The following is a 19,912-nucleotide window of genomic DNA, read 5'->3' as shown; positions in this document are numbered from 1 at the left end:
CCGCCGGGCGATGATGTTGTCCTACAGGGAGAACACCATGAAAACCGGAACCATACAGCACGCCACTTTCCGCAACTTCATGATCGAAGCAACCGCCGTGAAGATGGGAACGCTGTGGCGGCCGCAATGCCGCATCTCTCGCGGCAACCGAAAGACATCCTGGAGCACGCCGCGCGCGGACGCCTTTGCCGACAGCGCCCTGGCGGTCGACGCCGCCATCCGCTACGCCAAGCAGGAAATCCAGCGCGGCTGGGGCTCCTGCTTCGCCTGAGGCCGCCGGACTGCCCGGCCCCTACTGCGGCGGCAGGCGCTGCGCCCGCATCTCCGCCTTGTTGCGGTACATCTCGGCGTCGCCGTCGGCCAGCATGCGGGCGATGGTGTCGTGCCGCTGCGGATCGAAATCGACCTGGCCCACGCTGAAGCAGATGTCGTAGCCGCGCTGCTCCTCGGCGTTGTGCAGTTCCAGCGCCACGCGCAGCCGCTCGATGGCGGCCCGGGTGTCGCTCCGGTTCACGTCCAGCAGCAGGGTGACGAACTCGTCCCCGCCCAGGCGGCCGATCAGGTCGCTGTTCCGGAACACGTGGCGCAGCACATCGGCAAACGCCACCAGCGCGTGGTCGCCTTCGGCATGGCCGCGCGTGTCGTTGATTTGCTTGAACTGGTTCAGGTCGAAGAACAGCAGCGAGGCCGCCTTCTTCATGCGCAGGCACACATTGATGGCCTGCTGCGCCAGCATTTCAAAGCCGCGCCGGTTGGACAGCTTGGTCAGGTCGTCCATGGTGGCCATCTGCACCGCCGCCATCTCCTGTTGCACCATCGTGGCCAGATCATGCAGTAGAGCAATATCCTCCTCGCCCATGGTGCGCGGCACGTGGTCGATCAGGCACAGCGTGCCGAGCTTGGCGCCGTTGGGCGCGAACAACGGACAGCCGGCGTAGAAGCGCACATGGGGTTCGCCCTGCACCAGCGGGCTGTCGTGGAAGCGCGCGTCCAGGCGCGCGTCCGGCACCATCAGGATGTCGTCGCCGAGGATGGCGTGGCCGCAAAACGACACTTCGCGCGGCACCGGCGCGCCCAGCTGGCCGGAACAGGACAGCGTGTACACCGCGTCCGACGCCACCAGCGTCACCTTGGCCACCGGCACCTGGAACAATCGCTTGGCCAGCCGGGTCAGGCGGTCGAAGCGCTCCTCGGGGCAGGCGTCGAGCAAGGGCAGCGCGTTGAGCGTGGCGACGCGCGTCGCTTCATTCACAGGCATGGCAGGCGCTAGCATGATCCCTCCTCTTTTCCCCATCCTAGCGAAAATGCCATCCGGCCACAACAATTTCTAAGCTAACGCGCCGGTTTCTTCTTCTCCTCGGCCGGCAGGTTCTCGTCGATGTCGCTGGAGGCCGACCTCACGCGCTTGTAGGTCAGCGGACCGGCGTTTTCCGGCAGCGCCGGGCCGGTGTAGCGCAGCGCCAGCTCGGCCACGGCGCTGGACGTGTCGCTGCCGAAGCCGGACAGGGCCGTGAAGCGCAGGTGGCGCGCCGTCACCGCCTGGCCGAAATCGATGGCCTGCTGCTCGAAGGTGGACACCAGCGTGCCGCGCTTGAGTTCGCGCCAGTTTTCGCCGTCGTCGCTGGCGTGGACGACGTACTCGCGCACGTCGCCCTCATGGTCGCGGTGGTTCTGGCGCGGCAGCAGCACCAGGCCGGTGAAGGATACCGGCTGCGGGAAGGCCAGCGCCAGCTCGCGCGGCGCGCCGTTCTTGCCGTCCCCCGTCCAGAAGGTGTTCGGATCGCCGTCGATGGCATTGGCCGCGTCGCGCCCGCCCGCCGCCTTGGCGTCCAGCTTCTTCATCACCTGGGTGTCGAACAGCACCGAGCGCAGCTGCGCCGCCGTCAGCACGGCCTGCGGCTTGAAGCCGCCGCCGGCCATATAGTCCAGCAGCGATTTGCGCAGCTGGCGCGCCACCACGCGGCGGTCCAGGTCGCGCTCCAGGTCGGTGCTGGCCACCATCAGCCTGCCCTGGCCCACCTGCGCCTCGAACAGCAGGCCCAGCTTGAAGTTGCGGTTCCAGTCGTCCACCGGCTGCACGATGGGCTGCAGGCCGGACGGCAGGCGGTCCAGGTTCAGCGCGCGGGTGCCGGCCACCAGCTCGTTCCACTGCCAGTCGTTGAAGGACTCGGTGGGGAACTGCGCCAGCGCCGGATGGCGGTGGTCCACCCACACGCCCAGCATGCGGCCCCAGGCGGGGCTCATCAGGCGGTTCCAGAACACAGGCACCGCGTCCAGCGGGGGCGAATTCCAGTCCAGGTCCGCCGCCAGCGGTAGGTAGAGCACCTTGCCCCCCGCCGCCAGGCTGGCTTCAGCCGCCGGCCAGCTGTGCGTCACCAGCACGCCGCCCTGCGCACTCTCGGCAGCAGGGGCTGCGGCCGGATAAACCCAGATATTCCAGTCGTTTTCCACCTCCATGCCGCGCAGCCCCACCACCAGCTTGTAGGCCTGGGGTGCCGGCAGCGCGGACAGCGCCGCCGTCACCGTGCCAAGCTTGATATTCTTGCCGATGGCGATGGCCTGCGCCGGGAAGTCGCCGCCGGCGGCCACCTTGCCGGCCGGGTCCACCAGCTTCCAGTACGGCCGGGCATTGGCCAGCGCCTTCTCGCCGAAGTGGGCGATCTCCACGTCCGCCGTCAGCGTTTCATTGCTGGTGTAGACCCGCTTCATCACGCGCGCCAGCGGCACGGTCTGGCCGTTGAAGCGGCGGAATTCCTTGGCCGTGACGTAGCCCTTGGGTTCCCAGAAGGTGTCCAGCAGGCCCACCAGCGCAGTGCCCTGGCCCAGGTAGTCGTGCAGGTCCAGCAGCTGGTAGCCCATCATGCCGGGCGTGCGCAGATTGGCCTCGATGTCCTCTTTATAGCTGTTCAGCTGGAATTTGCCGGAGGCGTAGGCGAAGTCCTTGTTGCGGTGGGCCATGCCGTGCTTCGCCAGCGAGTCGCGGAAGATCTCGTAGTTGCCCGGCTGGAGGTAGCCCTTGAATTTGCCGATCACGCTGAAGTCCGGGTAAGCCACCCACTGCCCCGTTTCGTGCGACACCACCGGCACATGGATCTCGGCCAGCGAATCGCCGTAGTCCTTGCCGAACCAGCCCTTGTTGCCGCGCAGCGGCTTGGGGCCGATGCGCTGCATGGCCAGGAAGTCCGTGCCCTCGCCCAGGCCCGGCACTTCCTTCTCGGTGTGGCCGGTGCCGTTGGAATACAGGCGGCGCGGATCGGCCACGCGGTAGTGCGCTATCCACTGGTCGAACGCTTCCTTCCAGCGGCCCTTGGGTTCATTGCCGGGGCTGAGCAGCACAAAGGACGGATGGTTGCCGTAGGCGCGGATGATCCTCTCGGTTTCCTCGTACAGCATCTTGTCCATGGCGGTGCCGGGCGAGACCTCGTTCCACATGCCCGGTTCCGGCTGCAGATACATGCCCAGTTCATCGGCCGCCTGGAAGGCCGCTTCGGGCGGGCAGAAGGAGTGGAAGCGGATATGGTTGATGCCCCAGTCCTTATTGATCTGGAAGATCTTGCGCCAGTAGGCCACGTCGGTGGGCGGATAGCCGGTGAGCGGGAAGTCGCCGCCGTGGTGGGTGCCCCGCAGCAGCAGGGTGCGGCCGTTGAGCACGAAGTCCTTGCCGCGCGCGGCGATCTGTGCGAAGCCGAAGCGCACTTCGCGCGCGTCGTCCGCCTGCGCGCCTTTCAGCCGCAGCTTGATCTTGTGCAGCGCGGGGTGGAACTCGTCCCAGGTCTGCGCGCCGGCCGGGAACTGCACTTTGATCTCGGCGATGCCCCCGCCCTCGCCCCAGCTGACCTGGTGCGCCACGCCGTTCGCCGTCAGCACGCCGCTGCCGGCGCGCCCGGCCGCATTGCCGATGCGGACCTTCAGCAACACCGACTTGTCCTGCACATTGGGGTAGGCCTGCGCGTCGTCCAGCCACACGGGCGACGTAGCGCGCAGCTCCACCTTGCCGATAATGCCGTTCCAGCTCATGCCCAGCGAGTCGGACACGCTGTGCGCATCCGGCCGGTAGGCCATCAGCATGCGGTTGTCCACGCGGATGGATACGCGGTGCTTGCCCGGCGCCAGCAGGCCCAGGTCGTATTCGTGCTCGGCCACCAGGCTGAGGTTGGAGCCTACCTTTTTGTCGTCCACCCAGGCGGTGGAGCCCCAGCGCGGCCGCTCCAGGAACAGCGACACGCGCTTGCCGCGCCAGGACGCGGGCACGTCCACGTCGCGCTGATACCAGGCCGCGCCAAGGTAGTGGCGCGGCGGCTGGGACAGGAAAGGCACTTTCACCTTGCCCGGCTCGGTGTGCTGCTTGTAGTCCTCGCGCTGGTCCCAGTTCTTGTCGTACAGGGACAGCACCCACGGCGTCTTGGCCGTGATCTCGTCGCCCTGCCCCTGCGCCTGCAAGATGCCGGGGATGGCGACCTTGCCGGCCAGGTCGCGCCCGTACCAGCCCTGGGCCACACCCTCGTCGGCGCGGTCCATGGCGAAGCGCCACTGGCCGGACAAGTCGCGCACTTCGGCGGCATGGAGGTTGGCGGCGGCCAGCCAGCACGCCGCGATCAGGATGGAGGGGGAAATTCGGGCCACGGGATACCTTGCAGACGGACGATGGGATGGAGCCGATTATGTCTCAATCCCCCGCCGCCGTTTGCGCATCCTCGTGAGTGTTTGTCCGGCCAAATCCGATCAGTTGCTGGGTGCGGTCGGGCGCAGCCGCAAGCTTGACAGCATCTTGTCCCATAATGCGATGGCTTCGACGTCGGACAGGCTGGATTGAACTGGTCCGCCGGGGCGCCCGTGGCCGGTGCTCATTTCCAGTGATATCTTAGGCGTAAAGACGCTGTCCTTCTTGCTGTATGCTTCCCATTCAAAATCGTGACCGGTAACGCCGCTGCGCTCCCGGACACGGTCCATGAGCTCCTGACCGCCAAAACCATTCACCGTGCGCTCACCCAGGCGAAAGTTGTGAATCGCTGAACTATAGTCCTGCCTGAAGTTGCCGTCCGCGTCACGCTGCAACAATGTCCGGTCGATTTTCAGTCCAGCCGTAGTACTAAGCGCGATAGCAAGGTCGGGATGGCCCGGCAAGCCGGCGAACATCACCGTGGATTCACTCTGGCTCGCCATGAGCGGGTCGGCAATCAAGCTATTTTCAAAACAGAAACCGGGCTCGGTTGGTATCTTGTTTCCATCACGTGTACGAAGTTGTTTAAAAATCTGGACCAGTCCTGGAACATTCTTGGTGTCCCTATAGTCGGCGCGAAACTGGAAGCTCACCCCTTGTGTTCTCGCGAACCCCAGTATTGCTGCCGAAGTCGTTTCGACCCGCTCCCCGAACTCGTAATGGTGTGCCCACTTTCGATTGAAAACCAGCACTTTGCCGCTGACACCAGCCGTCTCAATTTCTGTGACAGATTCCAGGCTTTCCCAGCCCTTCATGTTTTTCTGCCCTCGCAGCTCTTTTTCCTTTTCCAGTAACTGAGTTTTGAACGCACTTTCGGTTTCATCGTAGTCAACCGATATGCGCCAGCCAGCCAAGCGAGTTCTACCGAATGAGATGATGGCCTGCTTGGGTACGTCAATAAGAAAGCGCCCGACACAGACAGTCTTGGTTGGCATCTCGGCTATTCGTGCCTTCATATGATTCTCCTGAATGATCCTGACTAGCCAAACACCGCCTAAAAGGCTCAGCACAATCCAGACCAGCTTGAGCCGGCTTCCCAAAGAGCGTCCTGGCTGCGTGCTCATATCTTTTGCACTAGCTTCGCGATCAAGTGCTGGGTCAAGTAGAGGATGTCCGTATTGTTGTAGCTGCCTTGATGGTCATAACCCTGTGTCTGAAACAGGCGCAGGACTTTGCCGGAGGGACCGGCGCCTGAAAGCCGTGGCACGGTGCCATCACCGGCTGCGTACTGCTCGTTAAGAGAGAAATTCAAAGTGGCGCCGCCAGCCAGAGCGACATTCCGAGCTCCGCTCGCCACATGGCTTAGGTATTTCCCTTTCGCTAGCAGCTCACGGCTAAGCGTGCCTTGCAAAGTACTGGCAAGCCAGCGACAACCGCTTACTGATTGCTGCTGAACGTCATCGCCGTAAAATGCGAAGGTATTGGGGTGGTAATAAGAACCCAGCACTTCAGTGTGAAAGCGTTCAGCCTGCAGTACCGCTTCGTCAATTCTTGCATTCACCTCACCCGAACAGTTGTTCGCAGGATCCGCCAAGTCCGGATTGATGACCCGATACCAAGACGACATATCGCGATACATCTCATACGGATTGCCTTTCGGTAGTTCCAAATAGTCGTCAGGCTTTGCGCTATCACCAGACTTCACGGCAGCAAACAGCCAACGCTCGGGATAAAGGTGGTTGGGCAGCAGTTCCAACGCACCGGCAGACATTGCCATGACAGCAGTAGTGTCCTCGGGTCGACGGCCTGCGATGTCGGCAAACTTCTCAGCAGCGGCATTTTCCAGCTTCCCTTTGCCGGGATGCGACGTTTCAGTGCCGCAGGCTATGCGCCGATAGCAGACTGGGGCGCCCAGTGCCGGCATAGCCCCGTGGATAACACCGACGATCTTGCTGGGGATCGCTTTGGCGCATGCACGGGCAACCAAACCGCCCATCGAATGCGTCACCAGGATGACCGATGTGCATTTGCGCTTTGCGTTTGCCCACGATGCAATAATGTCTTCGATGCGCTGACGAAGAGAGTTGGCGGATTGCTCATTGGATTGCAGCCAGTTGTAGCCAAAGGCATATACCGGGTAGTGATACTCAGCGAACTTCTGCAGCTCGCATGGAGAAATTTCGTTCAACTCGGCGCTATTCACATCTTCGCCGTTTTCCGGATTGGATACGTTTATGCGTCGCCAATGGCCGTCGTGCGACACGTGGCCCCACAAATCCTGGAACGTAGCGTTTAGCCTCTCTTGAAGCGTACATAGCACTGTCCCGTAGCTGCTCCAGTGTACTTCTCCCCAGCCGCGTCTCCTTGCCTCCTCTGGGCTAAGTAGCGCAGCACCAGTGCGGGAATTAATCGCCACTTTTATCAAGCCGCCACCATCAACGTCCAACGTCGCCGCATCTAGTACCGACTGCCGCTTTGCCGGGTCGCGTCGCTGCCATTTTCTTGCTTCGCTCAATCCCTCATCAACCCCATTCGGTGGGCGCCATGCAGCTTCCCCAGGATCGAGCACTTTGTTCGGCGTTTTTTGGGGATCCCGTGTCGCACACAAATTGCTCCCCATAATTCCGGGAACGAAAATCACCGGAATCACTTTGGTTGGCGGCACGACAATACTGGCGCGCGTGTTGCAACTCTTTGGCGATAAGGCAGCGGTGGCGCGGATGGTCCCGTCGCTTTCGTGACGGACGTTGGTCAAAGGGCGTGTTGGTTCGGGAACGGCAGCCATGTGTCTAGTCTCCTTGCTCATCCTCGGGATGGATAATGACTTCGATATCGCCAAGGTCGTCGCTGTTCACCAGTTCGGTTCTACCCTGCTCGTCGGTAACGCCGTCGACACTGCTTCCGTCCGCCAGCGTTAGGGTATAGCGACGGCCCACTACAGGCTTGCCGGTTTGAGAATGATGAAGAACTATGCGTTCGTCTGTTTCAAGCCTCGTGCTCGGAAATTTCAATTCATCGACACTGCCATCACCGCCATTGGTGTACTCGAATTTTGCAGATTTGACGGTGTGGGTACCGCTGCATTGTTCTGTAATAGAGCCGCCGCCGAAATCTGCTTGGGCTCCCTTGGTCGCGATCTTGACTTCCGGCCCCACGATTTCCACGCCCTCGCCCGCCGTGATCTTGATTCGGCCAGTTGCGGTCAGATTGATATCGCCTTGGTGTGCCTGGACGAGGACATTGCCGCTGGCTGCAATGAGCTTGACGCCAAGTTTGTGAGCAAACAAGCTCAGGCCTTGCGCCGCACGCGCGAAGATGCTTTTGCCTGATGCGATTTGCGCTTCACCTTGACACAACAGATCCAGCTTTGTCTGAGCACCAAGGGCGATGCTTTCGCTGCTAATCAGTGCCATGCCATCCGGTGCACTTGCGGCGATAACGGAATGATTCCCGGAGACGGGGGACCATCCTTTCAGCTTGTCATTTAGCTTCGCCAGCTCACCGCCATCTGCATCGTCTAGCGAATGCGTTTGTGCCAACGAGGCCAATTGTGCGGATATGCTGTTGAGAATATCCAGCATACCGAGCATCTCTGACCGGTCCAGCTGTTCATCCTTATCGCTCGCTGCGGCACTCAACAACAGGCCGTTCTTGCCACGCACTGCAATTGCCTGGTTACTACGCAGTTCGCCTCCCTCGCCTCGACATTCGCCATAACCGCCTATCTTCGGCTGAGTGAGGTAGCCAAGATTCAGTTCCGTGCGACCATGATCGCTGGCCAGCTGCGCGCTGATCTGGCCAGTCGTGTCATCCAGCCGCAACTGGTTGGCGCGGGCGCCTTTGATTTCGCGGCTTTTGATGCCGGACAGGTGCTTGTTGCCGGGCAGCCCATCCATCGTGCTCAGCGCGGGCGGTAGGCCTTCCTGGTTGTAGAGCTGGCCCACAATCACCGGCTTGTCCGGATCGCCGCCGAGGAAGGACACCAGCACCTCGCTGCCGATACGCGGCAGACCCAGGGTGCCGCACTGGCTTTGGTGGCCGGGTCCGTTGCCGGCCCAGTTGGAGGCAACGCGGACCCAGGCCGAGTCGCATTCGTCGTTGGCGGTGCCGGCCAGGCCGCGGTCGCCGTGGTCCTGCGCGCGGGTGCCGGGGAAGCGGATTTTTACGCGGCCCATCTCGTCGCAGTGCACTTCCTCGCCTTCCGGGCCGATCACGATGGCGCTTTGCATCTGCGGCTGCGGCAGCTCGGTGCGCGGGTGGTAGGCGGGCACGATGGGGACGCCGCGCCGCACGGCGGTGAACTGGATGTGCATGCGCGAGCTGCCTTCGGCCACATGCCCGGCCAGCTCCTGGTGCAGCTGCGCATCGTGCGCGCCTTCCGCGTCCTTGCGCATCCAGCGGTTGCGGGCGAACAGGCGTTCCACGCGTGCGGCCAGCGCTTTGGGCAGGTTGTTCTGCGCGGTCACCTGCAGCGCGGTGACGGTGAAGTCGCGCTCCTCTGCGGCGTGGCTGCTGATCTCAGGGTGGCCTTCGAGCGTGAAGTACTCGCCCACGCACAGGTCGCGCACGCTGCCTTCGGCGTGGAAGCACTTGGTTTCGTAGTCGTGGCGCTGCATGCGCAGCTGGCCAAGTTTGAACAGGTCTTCATGGTCGTCGCCGGCGTGCGGCGGCAGCACCTGGTAGTCGTCCATGCTGGCGGCCATCCAGCGGCCGCTGCTGCCCTGGTCGGCCTCCCCAAGCGCGGCCACGCTCATGAAGTGCACGCCGAGCGGGTTGCGGTAGTTCCAGCTGTGGGTGGCGGTGCTGCCCGGCCGCAGCGTGCGCACCGCGCTCCAGGAGGTGATGCTGTCGCGCTCCTCGGTGGCGCTGTCGCGGTGGTAGCGCACGGCGCCGGCGGCGTTTTGGCGCACGCTGTCGGGGCGGTTGAGCAGCACCATGGTGTGGAACAGGGCTTTCTGGCCGTGATCGGCGCGGAAGTACCAGGCGATGCCGCGCCGCTTGAGCAGGCGGCGGATGAAGGCGCCGTCGGACTCGTTGTGCTGCATGGTGAATTCACGCTTGGGGTAGCGGATGGTGTCGAAGAAGTCGGCCAGTTCGTGCTGAAAGCAGATGCCGACGATGCGGTTCCCCAGCCGCCATTCGTCCAGGATCAGCTGGACGATTTCCACTTCGTCCTTGTTGCGGAACACGCGGGTGTTGGTGCGCTTGTCCATGATGGAGAGCGCGTCGCGCAGCACCAGCTGGTAGCTGGCCAGGCCGCCGTCGCTGTCGCCGGCGGCAATCTCGGTGATAATGCCGCAGATGCTGCGCAGGCCTCCCCGGTCGGTGACGAAGTCCAGCGCGGCGGGCAAGCCGATGAATTCCTTGAGCGGGAGCTGTGCGCGCGCGGAGACGCACAGGATGCGGTATTCGAGTCCGCCGCAGATGCTTTCGGCGCCGTACACGCGCTGCGGCAGCAGCATGTCGTCGGAGAGCTGGGTCGAGCAGTCCAGGCGCAGGCGCAAAGGGCGGTTGGTGGTGATGAGGTCCTTGGGCTGGACCAGGAAGTCAAGCAGATCGCTTTCCACTGGGGCTCCTCGGGGCTAGGGGTTCGGCGATGATGGCACTGCTCACCCCGACCTACCTTGATCCCACGCAAATTCCTTGTGCGCAGAGGATATCTGAATTGAAATTATTTTCGAAAAGCTGTCACAAGCGCGCGGCGGCCCACGTCTTATGAGTATGAAGGCAGCACACTGGGTGTTGCCCCACACTGAAAAGAGAAACCATCATGAGCGCACGTATCCCCTTCTTCACCCTGGCCCCCGCTCCACTGAAAGCCATGATCGGCCTGTCCGGCGCCGTCAAGCAAAGTTCGCTGGGCGCCCGCCTGGTGGAACTGGTCAATCTGCGCGTGTCGCAAATCAACGGCTGCGGCATGTGCATCGACATGCACTGGCGCGACCTGGTCAAGCAAGGCGCGGACTACCGCCACCTGAACGCCATCGCCGGCTGGCGCGAAGCCCCGCTGTCCTTCTTCAGCGCCCGCGAACGCGCCGCGCTGGGCTGGGCCGAGGCCGTGAACGCCCTGCCGCACAAGGACGACACCGACAAGGCCTACGCCGAGCTGCGCGAGCATTTCAACGACAACGAGGTGGCCGAACTGGCTTACGCCATCTCCGTCATCAAGGGTTGGAACATGATTAACCTGAGCCTGCGCAACCAGATCCCGGAAGTGCCGGCGCCGGGCATGTAAGCCCCCCTCCCCTGCCAGGGTCGATTTTCGCAGCACAACTCTGGCGCCAGGCGCTACCATGGTGCTTTGGGCCGAGGGAACACCAATGTACAAACTGCTGACCGCCGCCAGTCTTATCCTGGCCTGCACGGGCGCCGCCGCCGCGCCCGTGCAGCCCATCGCCGCGCTGGACGTGCCGCGCTATATGGGCACCTGGTACGAAATCGCAAAATACCCCAACTACTTCCAGCGCAAATGCGTGGGCAACACCACCGCGAACTACGCGCTGCAGCCCGACAAAACGGTGCAGGTGACCAACCGCTGCGACACCGGCCCGGGTGTAACCATCTCCGCGACCGCCGAAGGGCGCCAAATTGGGGGCGCTACTTCGCCCAAGCTGGAAGTGCGCTTCGCGCCGGCCTGGCTGTCCTTCCTGCCCATGGTGTGGGCCGACTACTGGGTAATCGATCTGGACGAGCAGTACCAGCTGGCCGCCGTCAGCGAACCCAAACGCGAGTACTTGTGGATTTTGTCGCGCACGCCAACGGTGGAGCCGCAAGCCTATGCGGCGCTGCTGGCCCGGCTGGAGAAACAGGGATACAGCCTGCAGAAGCTGGTGAACACGCCGCAGGCTGCCAAGCAGTAGGAATCAGCAATCAGGCCGGGCTGGCCGTGTCGCCCGTGCTGCGGGCGCGCGGCGCGCGCTTGGGCGGCGGGCCGTCCAGCAAGGGGCTGTAGCCGGGGAAGCTCATGCGCAGGATGCGCAGCACCGTCGTGCCGAACTGGCGCGTGAGCGAGCCGGTGTTGTACGGCAGGCGGTACTGGGCGCACAGCGCGCGCACGCGCGGCGCCACTTCGGCGTAGCGGTTGCTCGGCATGTCGGGGAACAGGTGGTGCTCGATCTGGTGGCTCAGGTTGCCGCTCATGATGTGGAACAGCTTGCCGCCCTTGATATTGCAGGAGCCCAGCAGCTGGCGCACATACCAGTGCGCGCGGGTTTCGTTCTCCACTTCCGCTTTCGTGAACACATGCACGTCCATCGGGAAGTGGCCGCAGAAGATGATCAGGTAGGTCCACAGATTGCGCACGATATTGGCCACCGCGTTGGCGCCCGCCACGTAGAAGAAGAACGGTCCGGCCAGCAGCGGGAACAGCAGGTAGTCCTTGCGCGCCTGGCGCAGGATCTTGGCGCGCGTGCGCAGCCACATGGGGCGCAGCGCGGACCACTTCATGCGGCCCTGGATCACGCGGCCCAGTTCCAGCTCCTGGATCGCAATGCCCCATTCGAAGAACACCGCCAGCAGCAAGGCCCACAGCGGGTTGCCCAGGTTGAAGGGCTTCCAGCGCTGGCCGGAGAACAGGCGCAGCAGGCCGTAGCCCGCCACGTCGGCGTCCTTGCCCAGCACATTGGTCCAGGTGTGGTGCTTGACGTTGTGCGCGTGCTTCCACTGGTCGGACGGGCAAACGTGGTCCCACTCCCAGCGGCCGGACTGGATCTCCGGGTCGCGCAGCCAGTCCCATTGCGCGTGCAGGATGTTGTGGCCGATCTCCATGTTTTCCAGGATCTTGGCCGCGCCCAGCGTCAGCACGCCCAGCACCATCACGGGCCAGAAGAAGGCCCAGCCGGCCAGCGCGTGGCCCCATTGCGGCAGCAGCGCCAGGCTGGCGTAGATGCCCAGGCGGCCGCCGATTTCCAGGCAGCGGTGGACTTTCAGCAGGCGGCGCACATAGCGCGCGTCTCGCTCGCCGCGGCTGGCCATGACTTCGTTGCGGATCGCTTCGATCTCGCCGCCAAAGGCTGCGATGTCGGAGGGAGTAAGGTGGGATGGAATAGGCATGGAATTCTCGTTGGGTGGTTACAGCGCCAGTTCGACGTCGCCGACCGCGCTGCAGACGCAGACTTGCACGGTGTCGCCCGGCTCGGCGATCAGGGCGCCGTTGCGCAGGTCGCGCACGCAGCCGCTCACCAGCTTGGTGTCGCAGCCGTGGCAGATGCCCATGCGGCAGCCGTGCTTGGGATTAAGGCCGGCATCTTCGGCGATGCGCAGCAGATTGGTCACGCCGTCCGACTGCGCCTCGGTGGCGCTGCCCGCGAACAGCACGCGGCCGGCGGTGGCGGCGTCGGTGCCGGCCGCCATGGGCGCGTGGAAGCGCTCCACGTGCAGCAGGTGCGACAGGCCGGCGGCCTGCCAGTGCGCCTCCACCGCCGCCAGCAGGCTGGCCGGGCCGCAGGCCCACACTTCGCGCTCGCGCCAGTCCGGGCAGGCCGCTTCCAGCTGTTCGGCGCTGAAGCGCGCGCCGCCGTCCTGGGTGTAGTGGCGGAACAGCTGGTAGTGGCGCTGGGTGGACGCCAGCGTATCGAGCTCGCCGCCGAAGATCACGTCGCGCTCGCGCGGCGCGTAGTGCAGGTGCACCGTGTCCGGCACCACTTCGTATTCCTGCACATAGTTGCGCAGCATGCTCATGATGGGCGTGATGCCGCTGCCGCCGGTGATGAACAGCGGATGCACGGGCATGGACTCGGGCAGCACGAAGTCCCCCTGCGGCTCGCCCAACGGCAGGTATTCGCCCACGCGCACCTGGCGCACCAGGCGCTCGGACACGCGCCCTTCCGGCACCGCCTTCACGGTGACGGTGATGCAGCCGTCTTCGCGGTCGGGCGCGGACGAAATGGAATAAGTGCGGGTATGGCGCTGGCCGCCGATCGGCACGCCCAGGCGCACGAACTGGCCGGGTCGGTGGCTGCGCCAGCCGGCGCCGGGGCGCAGGGTCAGCGTGCGGCTGTCGGCCGTTTCCTCGCGCACGCCCACCACCCGCGCCATCAGCGCGTGCGTGGTCCAGAGCGGGTTCACCAGCTCCACATAGTGCGAATGGCGCAGCGGATAGGCAAACATGTCCGCCAGGCGCGCCAGGGATGCTCGTAGTGTCATGGCATAGCAAATAATAAGAATAGCCATGATTGTGGACACTTGTACACATCAAGTCAAGTCCCGTCTGCACAACAAATAGGCAGCCACGTCACACGCCCGTCACATTTCCGTGAATTGCACGTGTAAAATGACGGTACACCTGTACACAAGGAAGCCATGATCGAGCATGAATCAGACGAAGGCGCGGCGCGGCCGGAGCGCAAGACCGGCACCCGCAAGGCCCTGCTGCAAGCGGCGCTGACGCTGGTGGGCGAAGGCCGCAGCTTCACCAGCCTGGGGCTGCGCGAGATCGCGCGCCAGGCCGGCGTGGTGCCGAACGCCTTCTACCGCCACTTCCGCAACACGGACGAACTGGGGCTGGAGCTGGTGGACGAAACCGGCATCACGCTGCGCCGCCTGCTGCGCGAAGCGCGCCAGATCGACGTGTCGCGCGGCTCCATCCTGCGCCGTTCGGTGCGGGTGTACCTGGACTATGTGAAGGCGAACCGGCTGCAGTTCCAGTTCATCGCCACCGAGCGCTCGGGCGGCAGCCGCATCCTGCGCCTGGCCATCCGCACCGACGTGACCCACTTCACCAACGAGATGGCGCAGGACATCCGCGCGCTGGGCCGCTACCGCGACCTGCCGACCCCGCGCCTGCAAATGGTGTGCGGCCTGATCGTCATGACCATGCTGGCCGCCGCCACCGACATCCTGGACCTGCCGCCCGGCCAGCCGCTGCTGGAGGGCGAGATGGAGGAGAACTTCGTGCAGCAGCTGCACGTGATCCTGCTGGGCGCATCCAAGTGGCAGGAGAAGGACGCCCACCAGGCGGCGGTGCTGTCGCGCCGCGGGTAGCGATTCGGACATTTTTATGCATGCAGGTGTCGTCTACGCTCTGCTGGCAGCCCTACTGTTCGGCGCCAGCACGCCATTCGCCAAGACCCTGGTGGGCCAAATGCCGCCGGTGGCGCTCGCCGGCGTCTTGTATCTGGGCAGCGGGATCGGCCTTCTGGCTTGCTATGCGGCGCGCGCAGTCATCAAGCGCAATGCCCGGGACAAACCTGTCGCACTCACCCGACATGATTTGCCCTGGTTTGCCGGCGCCGTTGCCGCAGGCGGCGTGGCCGGGCCACTGCTTCTGATGGCCGGGCTCAGTACCGTTTCCGCTTCGTCGGCGTCGCTGCTGCTGAACATGGAAGGGGTGCTGACCTCCATGCTGGCCTGGTTTGTATTCAAGGAAAACTTCGACCGCCGCATTTTTATCGGCATGCTGCTCATCGTTGCCGCCGGCCTAATGCTCTCGTGGGAGCAGGCGCCTGCCTCGGGGCTGCCTTGGGGAGCAATCGCCATTGCCGGGGCCTGCCTGTGCTGGGGCATCGACAACAATCTAACGCGCAAAGTGTCGGCAAGCGATCCGCTGCAGATCGCCGGCATAAAAGGACTGGTGGCCGGATCGGTCAACCTGGCGATCGGACTTGCGCTAGGAGGCGCCATGCCGGAAGCGCAAACGGTGCTGCTAGCCGCCGTGGTGGGCTTCTGCGGCTATGGCCTGAGTTTGGTGCTCTTTGTGCTCGCGCTGCGCCATCTGGGCACGGCCCGCACGGGCGCCTATTTCTCGGCTGCGCCTTTTGCAGGCGCAGCGCTATCGCTGCTGACGCTGGGCGAAGTGCCTGGCGCCTTATTCTGGATCGCGGCCGCACTCATGGGCGGAGGCATCTGGCTGCACCTGACGGAATCGCACGCGCATGAGCACGAACACCTTCCGATGTCACATGCGCATATGCACAGCCACGACGAACACCACCAGCACGAACATGACTTCGAGTGGGATGGCGCCGAGCCGCACGCGCATGCTCATGCGCACGCGCCGCTGCGGCACAGCCATCCCCATTACCCCGACATACATCATCGTCACGATCATTGAACACGCGGCGAACTGCGCGCGCACGGACAGGCCGGCTTGCCAATTCGGCATGTCTGCTCGGCGGAGCGCGGGGATCAATCCTCTGGTATGCCTGCTTGCCGAATGGCGCGTTTGCGCTTCGCCAGATTCCTAATGGAATCTTTCTCTGTTTTGAGCTCGGGTATAGACAGGTCTGAGTGGCCGAGCGCAGCTTTCGTGCTGAGTTTCGTTATGGGCCGCGTTTTACCTAGCAGGACTGTTACCTTGCCCCCATCCTTGAGGATCGTTACGTTAGCGTCCGCCGGGGGCGCTTTCCGGTCCTCAAACTTTGCTGTTGCTCCGTCGGACAAAGCACCCAACCGTAGCTCGCTAGCAGCACGGCGTAGGCGCGCCAGCTCCTTATACGACTCCACAGTATGCTGTGGAAGTAGAGATGTTTTTTTTGGGAATGGCATTGCATCAACCCTCCACGGTCCGATAAAGATATTCTAACAGGACCATCCATGAGCGGCTGTTTGGCCTCAAACCGAATGACATGAAACAGCCAATACCGCGCGCCGCCCACCATTCTGGAGCGATCTCGGCAACTTCAAGAACGGTCCGGCAGCGCCTCACATGCTCCGGCGCCATTTGCAGGACGACAGCTTCAAGTTCAGCATCAAAACCAAATTTTGGCCAGACTGCGTATCCCACCAGCTCGTCGGGGTCATTGCGTTGAATTGGCCCCCTGCCTGCCGCATAGAGCGTGATTTCCAAAAAGCCGAACCGGTATGCAGTAGTCGCCATTAGGCCAAAAGCGATCGTCGCAAACCTTTCTGGAGCCTCCGGCGACAACAAGAGAGTGCGCAAATGCAGGTTTTTCAGCAGAAGCGCATGGCCGTCGTTCTTGCGATACGCAATAACCTGGATTGGATAACCGTCCTGAACGAATGGACTGTCCGAAATTACGCTGAAACCAGCGGGGCTGCCGTCATTGCCTTCGTTAATGCGCGCAAAGTCAATCAATGATTCATCCGGCGCAAAGAACAAGCGGCCAACATCAACCGGCGACAAGCTGACAGGCCCTTCGCCAAGATCGGGCAATTCCAGTTCAATCAGCGGGATGCCTTCAGCATGCCCATCAACGTGCAAGTATAGGTTGCCACGAAAAAAATCTGCGACCTCATGCTCCAATAGCAGCTGCTCAATTGCCTGGACATTGTTCCTGTAGAACTCTGCGCGGTCTTCCATGGCTCCCCCTTAAGGTCCATGATAAGCGAGCTGTTCGGCAGATAGCCGATGGCCCGCTATACGCACATCAATACAGGAAGTAATTTTCATCTGATTAGGTTGACTATACTGTCCGGCATGACCAGCCTGCCCCGTCGCCATGTCCCTACGCAGAAAACTCGCCTCACTTGCCGCCAGCCTGCTGGGCTGGCAGGGCGCGCATGCGGGCGCGATCAGCGCTCATGAACTGGCCCGTCCCGAGGGTGCGCGGCATGTCGGTGGACGAGTCGATGGCGGTGTGGCGCGAGCCGGCCAGGCCGTAGCAGCATCACGGCACCGGTATCAGCACCGGCTTTTGCTTTTCCTTGAGCAGGAAGACGACGAACTTGGCGGGCTTGGTCTTGCTGGCGTTGCGGCCCACGGTGTGCAGGTCGGCCGGGCCTTCGTAGAAGGTGTCGCCCGGCTTCAGCGTGACTTCCTTGCCGCCCTTCACGCCCATGACGACGGAGCCTTCCAGCACGTAGACGATGCCGTGCGCGTCGTGGCGGTGCACCGGGTCTTCGCCGCCGGGCGCGTATTCCACGGAGATCATCAGCAGCTCCTTGCCGGGCATTTCGGCCACGTCCTTGTTGATGAGGGGCTTGACGGAAACGCCGCCGGGCGCGGCGTGCGCCGTCGGCATGCCCACGGCCATGGCGGCATTCAGGGCCAGGCCCAGGCAGATGTTCTTGATGTCCATTGTGATACTCCTGTTGGGATGAGGGGCTGCAACAGGATCAATTCTAGGAGTGCGCGGCCGTCACCGGTAGGCCTGCGGCGGGCCGCACGCTGGTGAGCGGCAGGCACCAATCAGGGACAAATACGGGACAAATCAGGCGGCGCTGCCGCGCTGCTCGCGGTAGGCGCTGGGCGACACCGACAGGTTGCGCTGGAAGCATTGCCGCATGCGGCCTTCGTCGCCAAAGCCGCAGTCGCGGGCGATCTGGTCGATATTGCGGCTGGAGTCTTCCAGCATGCGCCGCGCCGCCTCCAGCCGGAACATCTCCACCGCCTTGGCCGGCGTGCGGCCGGTGGTCTCCTTGTAGACGCGCGAGAAATTGCGCGGGCTCATCAGCGCGCGTGCGGCCAGCGCCTCCACCGTCAGCCCGGCACTGGCGAGATTGTCCGCCAGCCACAGGTGCAGTTCTTCAAAGCGGTCGCCGTCGCTCAGCTGCGATTCCAGCAAGGCGCTGAACTGCGCATGCCCGCCGGGCCGCTTGACGAACATCACCAGTTCGCGCGCCACGGCCAACGCCACGTCGCGCCCGCAGTCGGCCTCCACCAGCGCCAGCGCAAGGTCGATGCCGGCGGTGACGCCAGCCGACGTCCAGGTGCCGCCCTGGCGGATGAAGATCGCTTCGCGGTCGATTTCCACCGTCGGGTGCAGCTCCTTCAAGCGGTCGCTCAAAGCCCAGTGCGTGGCGGCGCGCTTGCCGTCCAACAGCCCTGCCTGCGCCAGCACAAACGCCCCGCTGCACACGGACGTGGTGCGGCGCGCGCTGGCCGCCGCCGCGCGCAGCCAGTCCACCAGCGGCTGCGCGTGCACCAGCACCTGTTCGATATTGGGCGCGCCGGGCACGACGATGGTGTCCACACCCGCCGTATCAAAGGCGGACAGCGCTTCCGTGAGCATGGGCACACCCTCCAGCGTGGGCACCGGCCCGCCCTCCAGGCTGACCGTGTGACGCGCATAGCCGGGCCGGCCGCGCTCCTGCATCACGCGGTCCGCACACCAGAACACGGTTTGAGGGCCGGCCATATCCAGCATGCACATGCCGGGGAAAGCCACAAACAGCACCAGGCGTTGGCCAGGCGCGCTTGGCAGAAAATCGCTGTTGTTTGGCATTTACGGGCTGCTCCTGCGGGTTTAGTCTACTTGCTGTCAATATTGTCTCAGAATAATGCTCTGGAAAACATGAATTCATTCTCCGCAGCAGAAAGCGACGCGCTGGCGTCCAGCTTCGCCACCACCTACGCCGGCGTGGTCGCGTTCATCGCCGTTGCCACGGAAGGCAGCTTCGCCAGGGCGGCGGACCGCCTGGGCATAGGACGTTCCGCCGTTAGCCGCAGCATCCTCAAACTGGAAACCCAGCTCGATACGCGCTTGTTCCTGCGCACCACCCGCAGCACCACCCTCACCAGCGAGGGAGAATTATTTTACGAGTATTGCAGCCCCGGCGTGGAGCGCATCGTGCAGGCCGTGGAGGAGATGCGCGACCTGCGCTCGGGCGCGCCGCGCGGCCAGCTGCGCCTGTGCGCCACGGCCGGCTTCGGCCGCAAGGTGGTGGCGCCGCTGCTGAGCGGCTTCCGGGCGCTGTATCCCGACATTGCGGTGGATCTTGTATTGGACAGCAACCCCACCGACTTCATCGCCAAGCGCGTCGATGTGGCCTTCCGCAACGGCCGCATGGACGACAGCCAGGTGGTGGCCAAGCAGCTCATCCCCATGCAGCTGCTGGTGTGCGCCTCGCCCGCCTACGCGCAGGAGTGCGGCCTGCCGGCCAGCGTGGAGGAGATCGCCGAACACCGCTGCATCACCTACCGGCTCGCCACCGGCCGCGTGGAGGAATGGGAATTCCGGGTGGGCGGCGTGGCGCGCACCCTGCTGCCCAAGGCCGCCTGCACCTTCAACGACGCCGACCTGGTGCTGCAGTCCGTGCTGAACGGCGAAGGCCTGGCGCAGCTGGCCGGCTACCAGGTGTGCGAGCTGCTGCGCAGGGGGCAGCTGGTGGCGGTGCTGCCGCAGTACGCGCCGGACGACCGCGGCCACTATCTCTGCTACCTGAACCGGCGCCACCTGCCCACCCGCACCCGCGTCTTCATCGACTACATCACCTTGCAGGTCCGCGCGCTGGACCTGTACTGCATCGGCAATTTCTCCCCGCCCTGATCCGCCCTGATTGGTGCCTGCCGCTCACCACTGTGCTGTCGTCCACGCGCCTACCGGCGCGCCCGGACGCGGCCTACACTGGCCT

General features: G+C 63.8%; 16 protein-coding genes. 6 read left to right on the top strand and 10 right to left on the bottom strand.

What is annotated here, in order from left to right:
• Positions 1–37 precede the first annotated feature (37 nt).
• Entirely contained in the window at positions 38–271 is a 234-nt protein-coding gene (locus GTP77_RS02370) for an HlyU family transcriptional regulator (protein WP_161070568.1), read from the top strand.
• A 21-nt stretch (positions 272–292) separates the two neighbouring features.
• On the opposite strand, the gene GTP77_RS02365 is transcribed toward GTP77_RS02370, so the two are convergent.
• The 5 genes from GTP77_RS02365 to GTP77_RS02345 form a co-directional block, all read right to left on the bottom strand.
• A complete protein-coding gene (locus GTP77_RS02365) occupies positions 293–1,273 on the bottom strand; it encodes a sensor domain-containing diguanylate cyclase (RefSeq protein ID WP_161070567.1) in 981 nt (326 codons plus the stop codon).
• Positions 1,274–1,332: 59 nt separating this feature from the next.
• Positions 1,333–4,623 (bottom strand): DUF8487 domain-containing protein, encoded by a 3,291-nt coding sequence (locus tag GTP77_RS02360; RefSeq protein WP_161070566.1) that lies wholly within the window; start codon positions 4,621–4,623, stop codon positions 1,333–1,335.
• 99 nt (positions 4,624–4,722) lie between these two features.
• Complete coding sequence (locus GTP77_RS02355; protein WP_161070565.1) at positions 4,723–5,784, bottom strand: T6SS immunity protein Tli4 family protein; 1,062 nt, start codon at positions 5,782–5,784, stop codon at positions 4,723–4,725.
• Positions 5,781–7,445 (bottom strand): esterase/lipase family protein, encoded by a 1,665-nt coding sequence (locus tag GTP77_RS02350; RefSeq protein ID WP_161070564.1) that lies wholly within the window; start codon positions 7,443–7,445, stop codon positions 5,781–5,783. Before GTP77_RS02350 ends, GTP77_RS02355 begins: the two co-directional genes overlap by 4 nt.
• 4 nt (positions 7,446–7,449) lie before the next feature.
• Positions 7,450–10,227 (bottom strand): type VI secretion system Vgr family protein, encoded by a 2,778-nt coding sequence (locus GTP77_RS02345; protein ID WP_371869312.1) that lies wholly within the window; start codon positions 10,225–10,227, stop codon positions 7,450–7,452.
• Between the two features lie 203 nt (positions 10,228–10,430).
• Between GTP77_RS02345 and GTP77_RS02340 the strand changes: the two genes are divergently transcribed.
• On the top strand, positions 10,431–10,895 hold the full coding sequence (locus GTP77_RS02340) for a carboxymuconolactone decarboxylase family protein (protein WP_161070563.1): 465 nt from the start codon (positions 10,431–10,433) through the stop codon (positions 10,893–10,895).
• Between the two features lie 85 nt (positions 10,896–10,980).
• A complete protein-coding gene (locus GTP77_RS02335; protein ID WP_229202046.1) occupies positions 10,981–11,520 on the top strand; it encodes a lipocalin family protein in 540 nt (179 codons plus the stop codon).
• A gap of 10 nt (positions 11,521–11,530) precedes the next feature.
• On the opposite strand, the gene GTP77_RS02330 is transcribed toward GTP77_RS02335, so the two are convergent.
• Entirely contained in the window at positions 11,531–12,712 is a 1,182-nt protein-coding gene (locus GTP77_RS02330; RefSeq protein ID WP_161070561.1) for a fatty acid desaturase family protein, read from the bottom strand.
• Positions 12,713–12,730: 18 nt separating this feature from the next.
• A complete protein-coding gene (locus tag GTP77_RS02325; RefSeq protein WP_228893253.1) occupies positions 12,731–13,804 on the bottom strand; it encodes a ferredoxin reductase in 1,074 nt (357 codons plus the stop codon).
• A 156-nt stretch (positions 13,805–13,960) separates the two neighbouring features.
• Here GTP77_RS02325 and fabR point away from each other — a divergent pair, with 156 nt between their 5' ends.
• Positions 13,961–14,641: an HTH-type transcriptional repressor FabR gene (gene fabR / locus GTP77_RS02320; protein ID WP_161070559.1), complete on the top strand. Its 681-nt coding sequence runs from the start codon at positions 13,961–13,963 to the stop codon at positions 14,639–14,641.
• A gap of 16 nt (positions 14,642–14,657) precedes the next feature.
• Positions 14,658–15,710 carry a DMT family transporter gene (locus GTP77_RS02315; RefSeq protein ID WP_161070558.1) on the top strand — a complete coding sequence of 351 codons (1,053 nt, stop codon included), beginning with the start codon at positions 14,658–14,660 and terminating at the stop codon, positions 15,708–15,710.
• Between the two features lie 438 nt (positions 15,711–16,148).
• On the opposite strand, the gene GTP77_RS02310 is transcribed toward GTP77_RS02315, so the two are convergent.
• The 3 genes from GTP77_RS02310 to GTP77_RS02300 all read right to left on the bottom strand — a co-directional run bounded on the left by GTP77_RS02310 (position 16,149) and on the right by GTP77_RS02300 (position 18,783).
• A complete protein-coding gene (locus GTP77_RS02310; protein ID WP_161070557.1) occupies positions 16,149–16,919 on the bottom strand; it encodes a hypothetical protein in 771 nt (256 codons plus the stop codon).
• Positions 16,920–17,226: 307 nt separating this feature from the next.
• Positions 17,227–17,637, bottom strand: a complete 411-nt coding sequence (locus GTP77_RS02305; protein ID WP_161070556.1) for a cupin domain-containing protein — start codon at positions 17,635–17,637, stop codon at positions 17,227–17,229.
• 132 nt (positions 17,638–17,769) lie between these two features.
• On the bottom strand, positions 17,770–18,783 hold the full coding sequence (locus GTP77_RS02300; protein ID WP_161070555.1) for a GlxA family transcriptional regulator: 1,014 nt from the start codon (positions 18,781–18,783) through the stop codon (positions 17,770–17,772).
• A gap of 69 nt (positions 18,784–18,852) precedes the next feature.
• Here GTP77_RS02300 and GTP77_RS02295 point away from each other — a divergent pair, with 69 nt between their 5' ends.
• A complete protein-coding gene (locus GTP77_RS02295; RefSeq protein WP_161070554.1) occupies positions 18,853–19,827 on the top strand; it encodes a LysR family transcriptional regulator in 975 nt (324 codons plus the stop codon).
• Positions 19,828–19,912: the final 85 nt, after the last annotated feature.

The sequence above is a fragment of the Pseudoduganella aquatica genome (assembly GCF_009857595.1).
GTDB lineage: Bacteria > Pseudomonadota > Gammaproteobacteria > Burkholderiales > Burkholderiaceae_D > Rugamonas > Rugamonas aquatica_A.
Note: the sequence above shows the minus strand (reverse complement) of the source record. Positions and strands in the feature narration are given on the sequence as shown.

Coding starts and splice junctions, on each gene's coding strand:
- GTP77_RS02370 (WP_161070568.1), top strand. CDS start 38: ATGAAAACCGGAACCATACAGCACGCCACTTTCCGCAACTTCATGATC.
- GTP77_RS02365 (WP_161070567.1), bottom strand. CDS start 1,273: ATGCTAGCGCCTGCCATGCCTGTGAATGAAGCGACGCGCGTCGCCACG.
- GTP77_RS02355 (WP_161070565.1), bottom strand. CDS start 5,784: ATGAGCACGCAGCCAGGACGCTCTTTGGGAAGCCGGCTCAAGCTGGTC.
- GTP77_RS02350 (WP_161070564.1), bottom strand. CDS start 7,445: ATGGCTGCCGTTCCCGAACCAACACGCCCTTTGACCAACGTCCGTCAC.
- GTP77_RS02340 (WP_161070563.1), top strand. CDS start 10,431: ATGAGCGCACGTATCCCCTTCTTCACCCTGGCCCCCGCTCCACTGAAA.
- GTP77_RS02335 (WP_229202046.1), top strand. CDS start 10,981: ATGTACAAACTGCTGACCGCCGCCAGTCTTATCCTGGCCTGCACGGGC.
- GTP77_RS02330 (WP_161070561.1), bottom strand. CDS start 12,712: ATGCCTATTCCATCCCACCTTACTCCCTCCGACATCGCAGCCTTTGGC.
- GTP77_RS02325 (WP_228893253.1), bottom strand. CDS start 13,804: ATGACACTACGAGCATCCCTGGCGCGCCTGGCGGACATGTTTGCCTAT.
- fabR (WP_161070559.1), top strand. CDS start 13,961: ATGATCGAGCATGAATCAGACGAAGGCGCGGCGCGGCCGGAGCGCAAG.
- GTP77_RS02315 (WP_161070558.1), top strand. CDS start 14,658: ATGCATGCAGGTGTCGTCTACGCTCTGCTGGCAGCCCTACTGTTCGGC.
- GTP77_RS02310 (WP_161070557.1), bottom strand. CDS start 16,919: ATGGAAGACCGCGCAGAGTTCTACAGGAACAATGTCCAGGCAATTGAG.
- GTP77_RS02305 (WP_161070556.1), bottom strand. CDS start 17,637: ATGGACATCAAGAACATCTGCCTGGGCCTGGCCCTGAATGCCGCCATG.
- GTP77_RS02300 (WP_161070555.1), bottom strand. CDS start 18,783: ATGCCAAACAACAGCGATTTTCTGCCAAGCGCGCCTGGCCAACGCCTG.
- GTP77_RS02295 (WP_161070554.1), top strand. CDS start 18,853: ATGAATTCATTCTCCGCAGCAGAAAGCGACGCGCTGGCGTCCAGCTTC.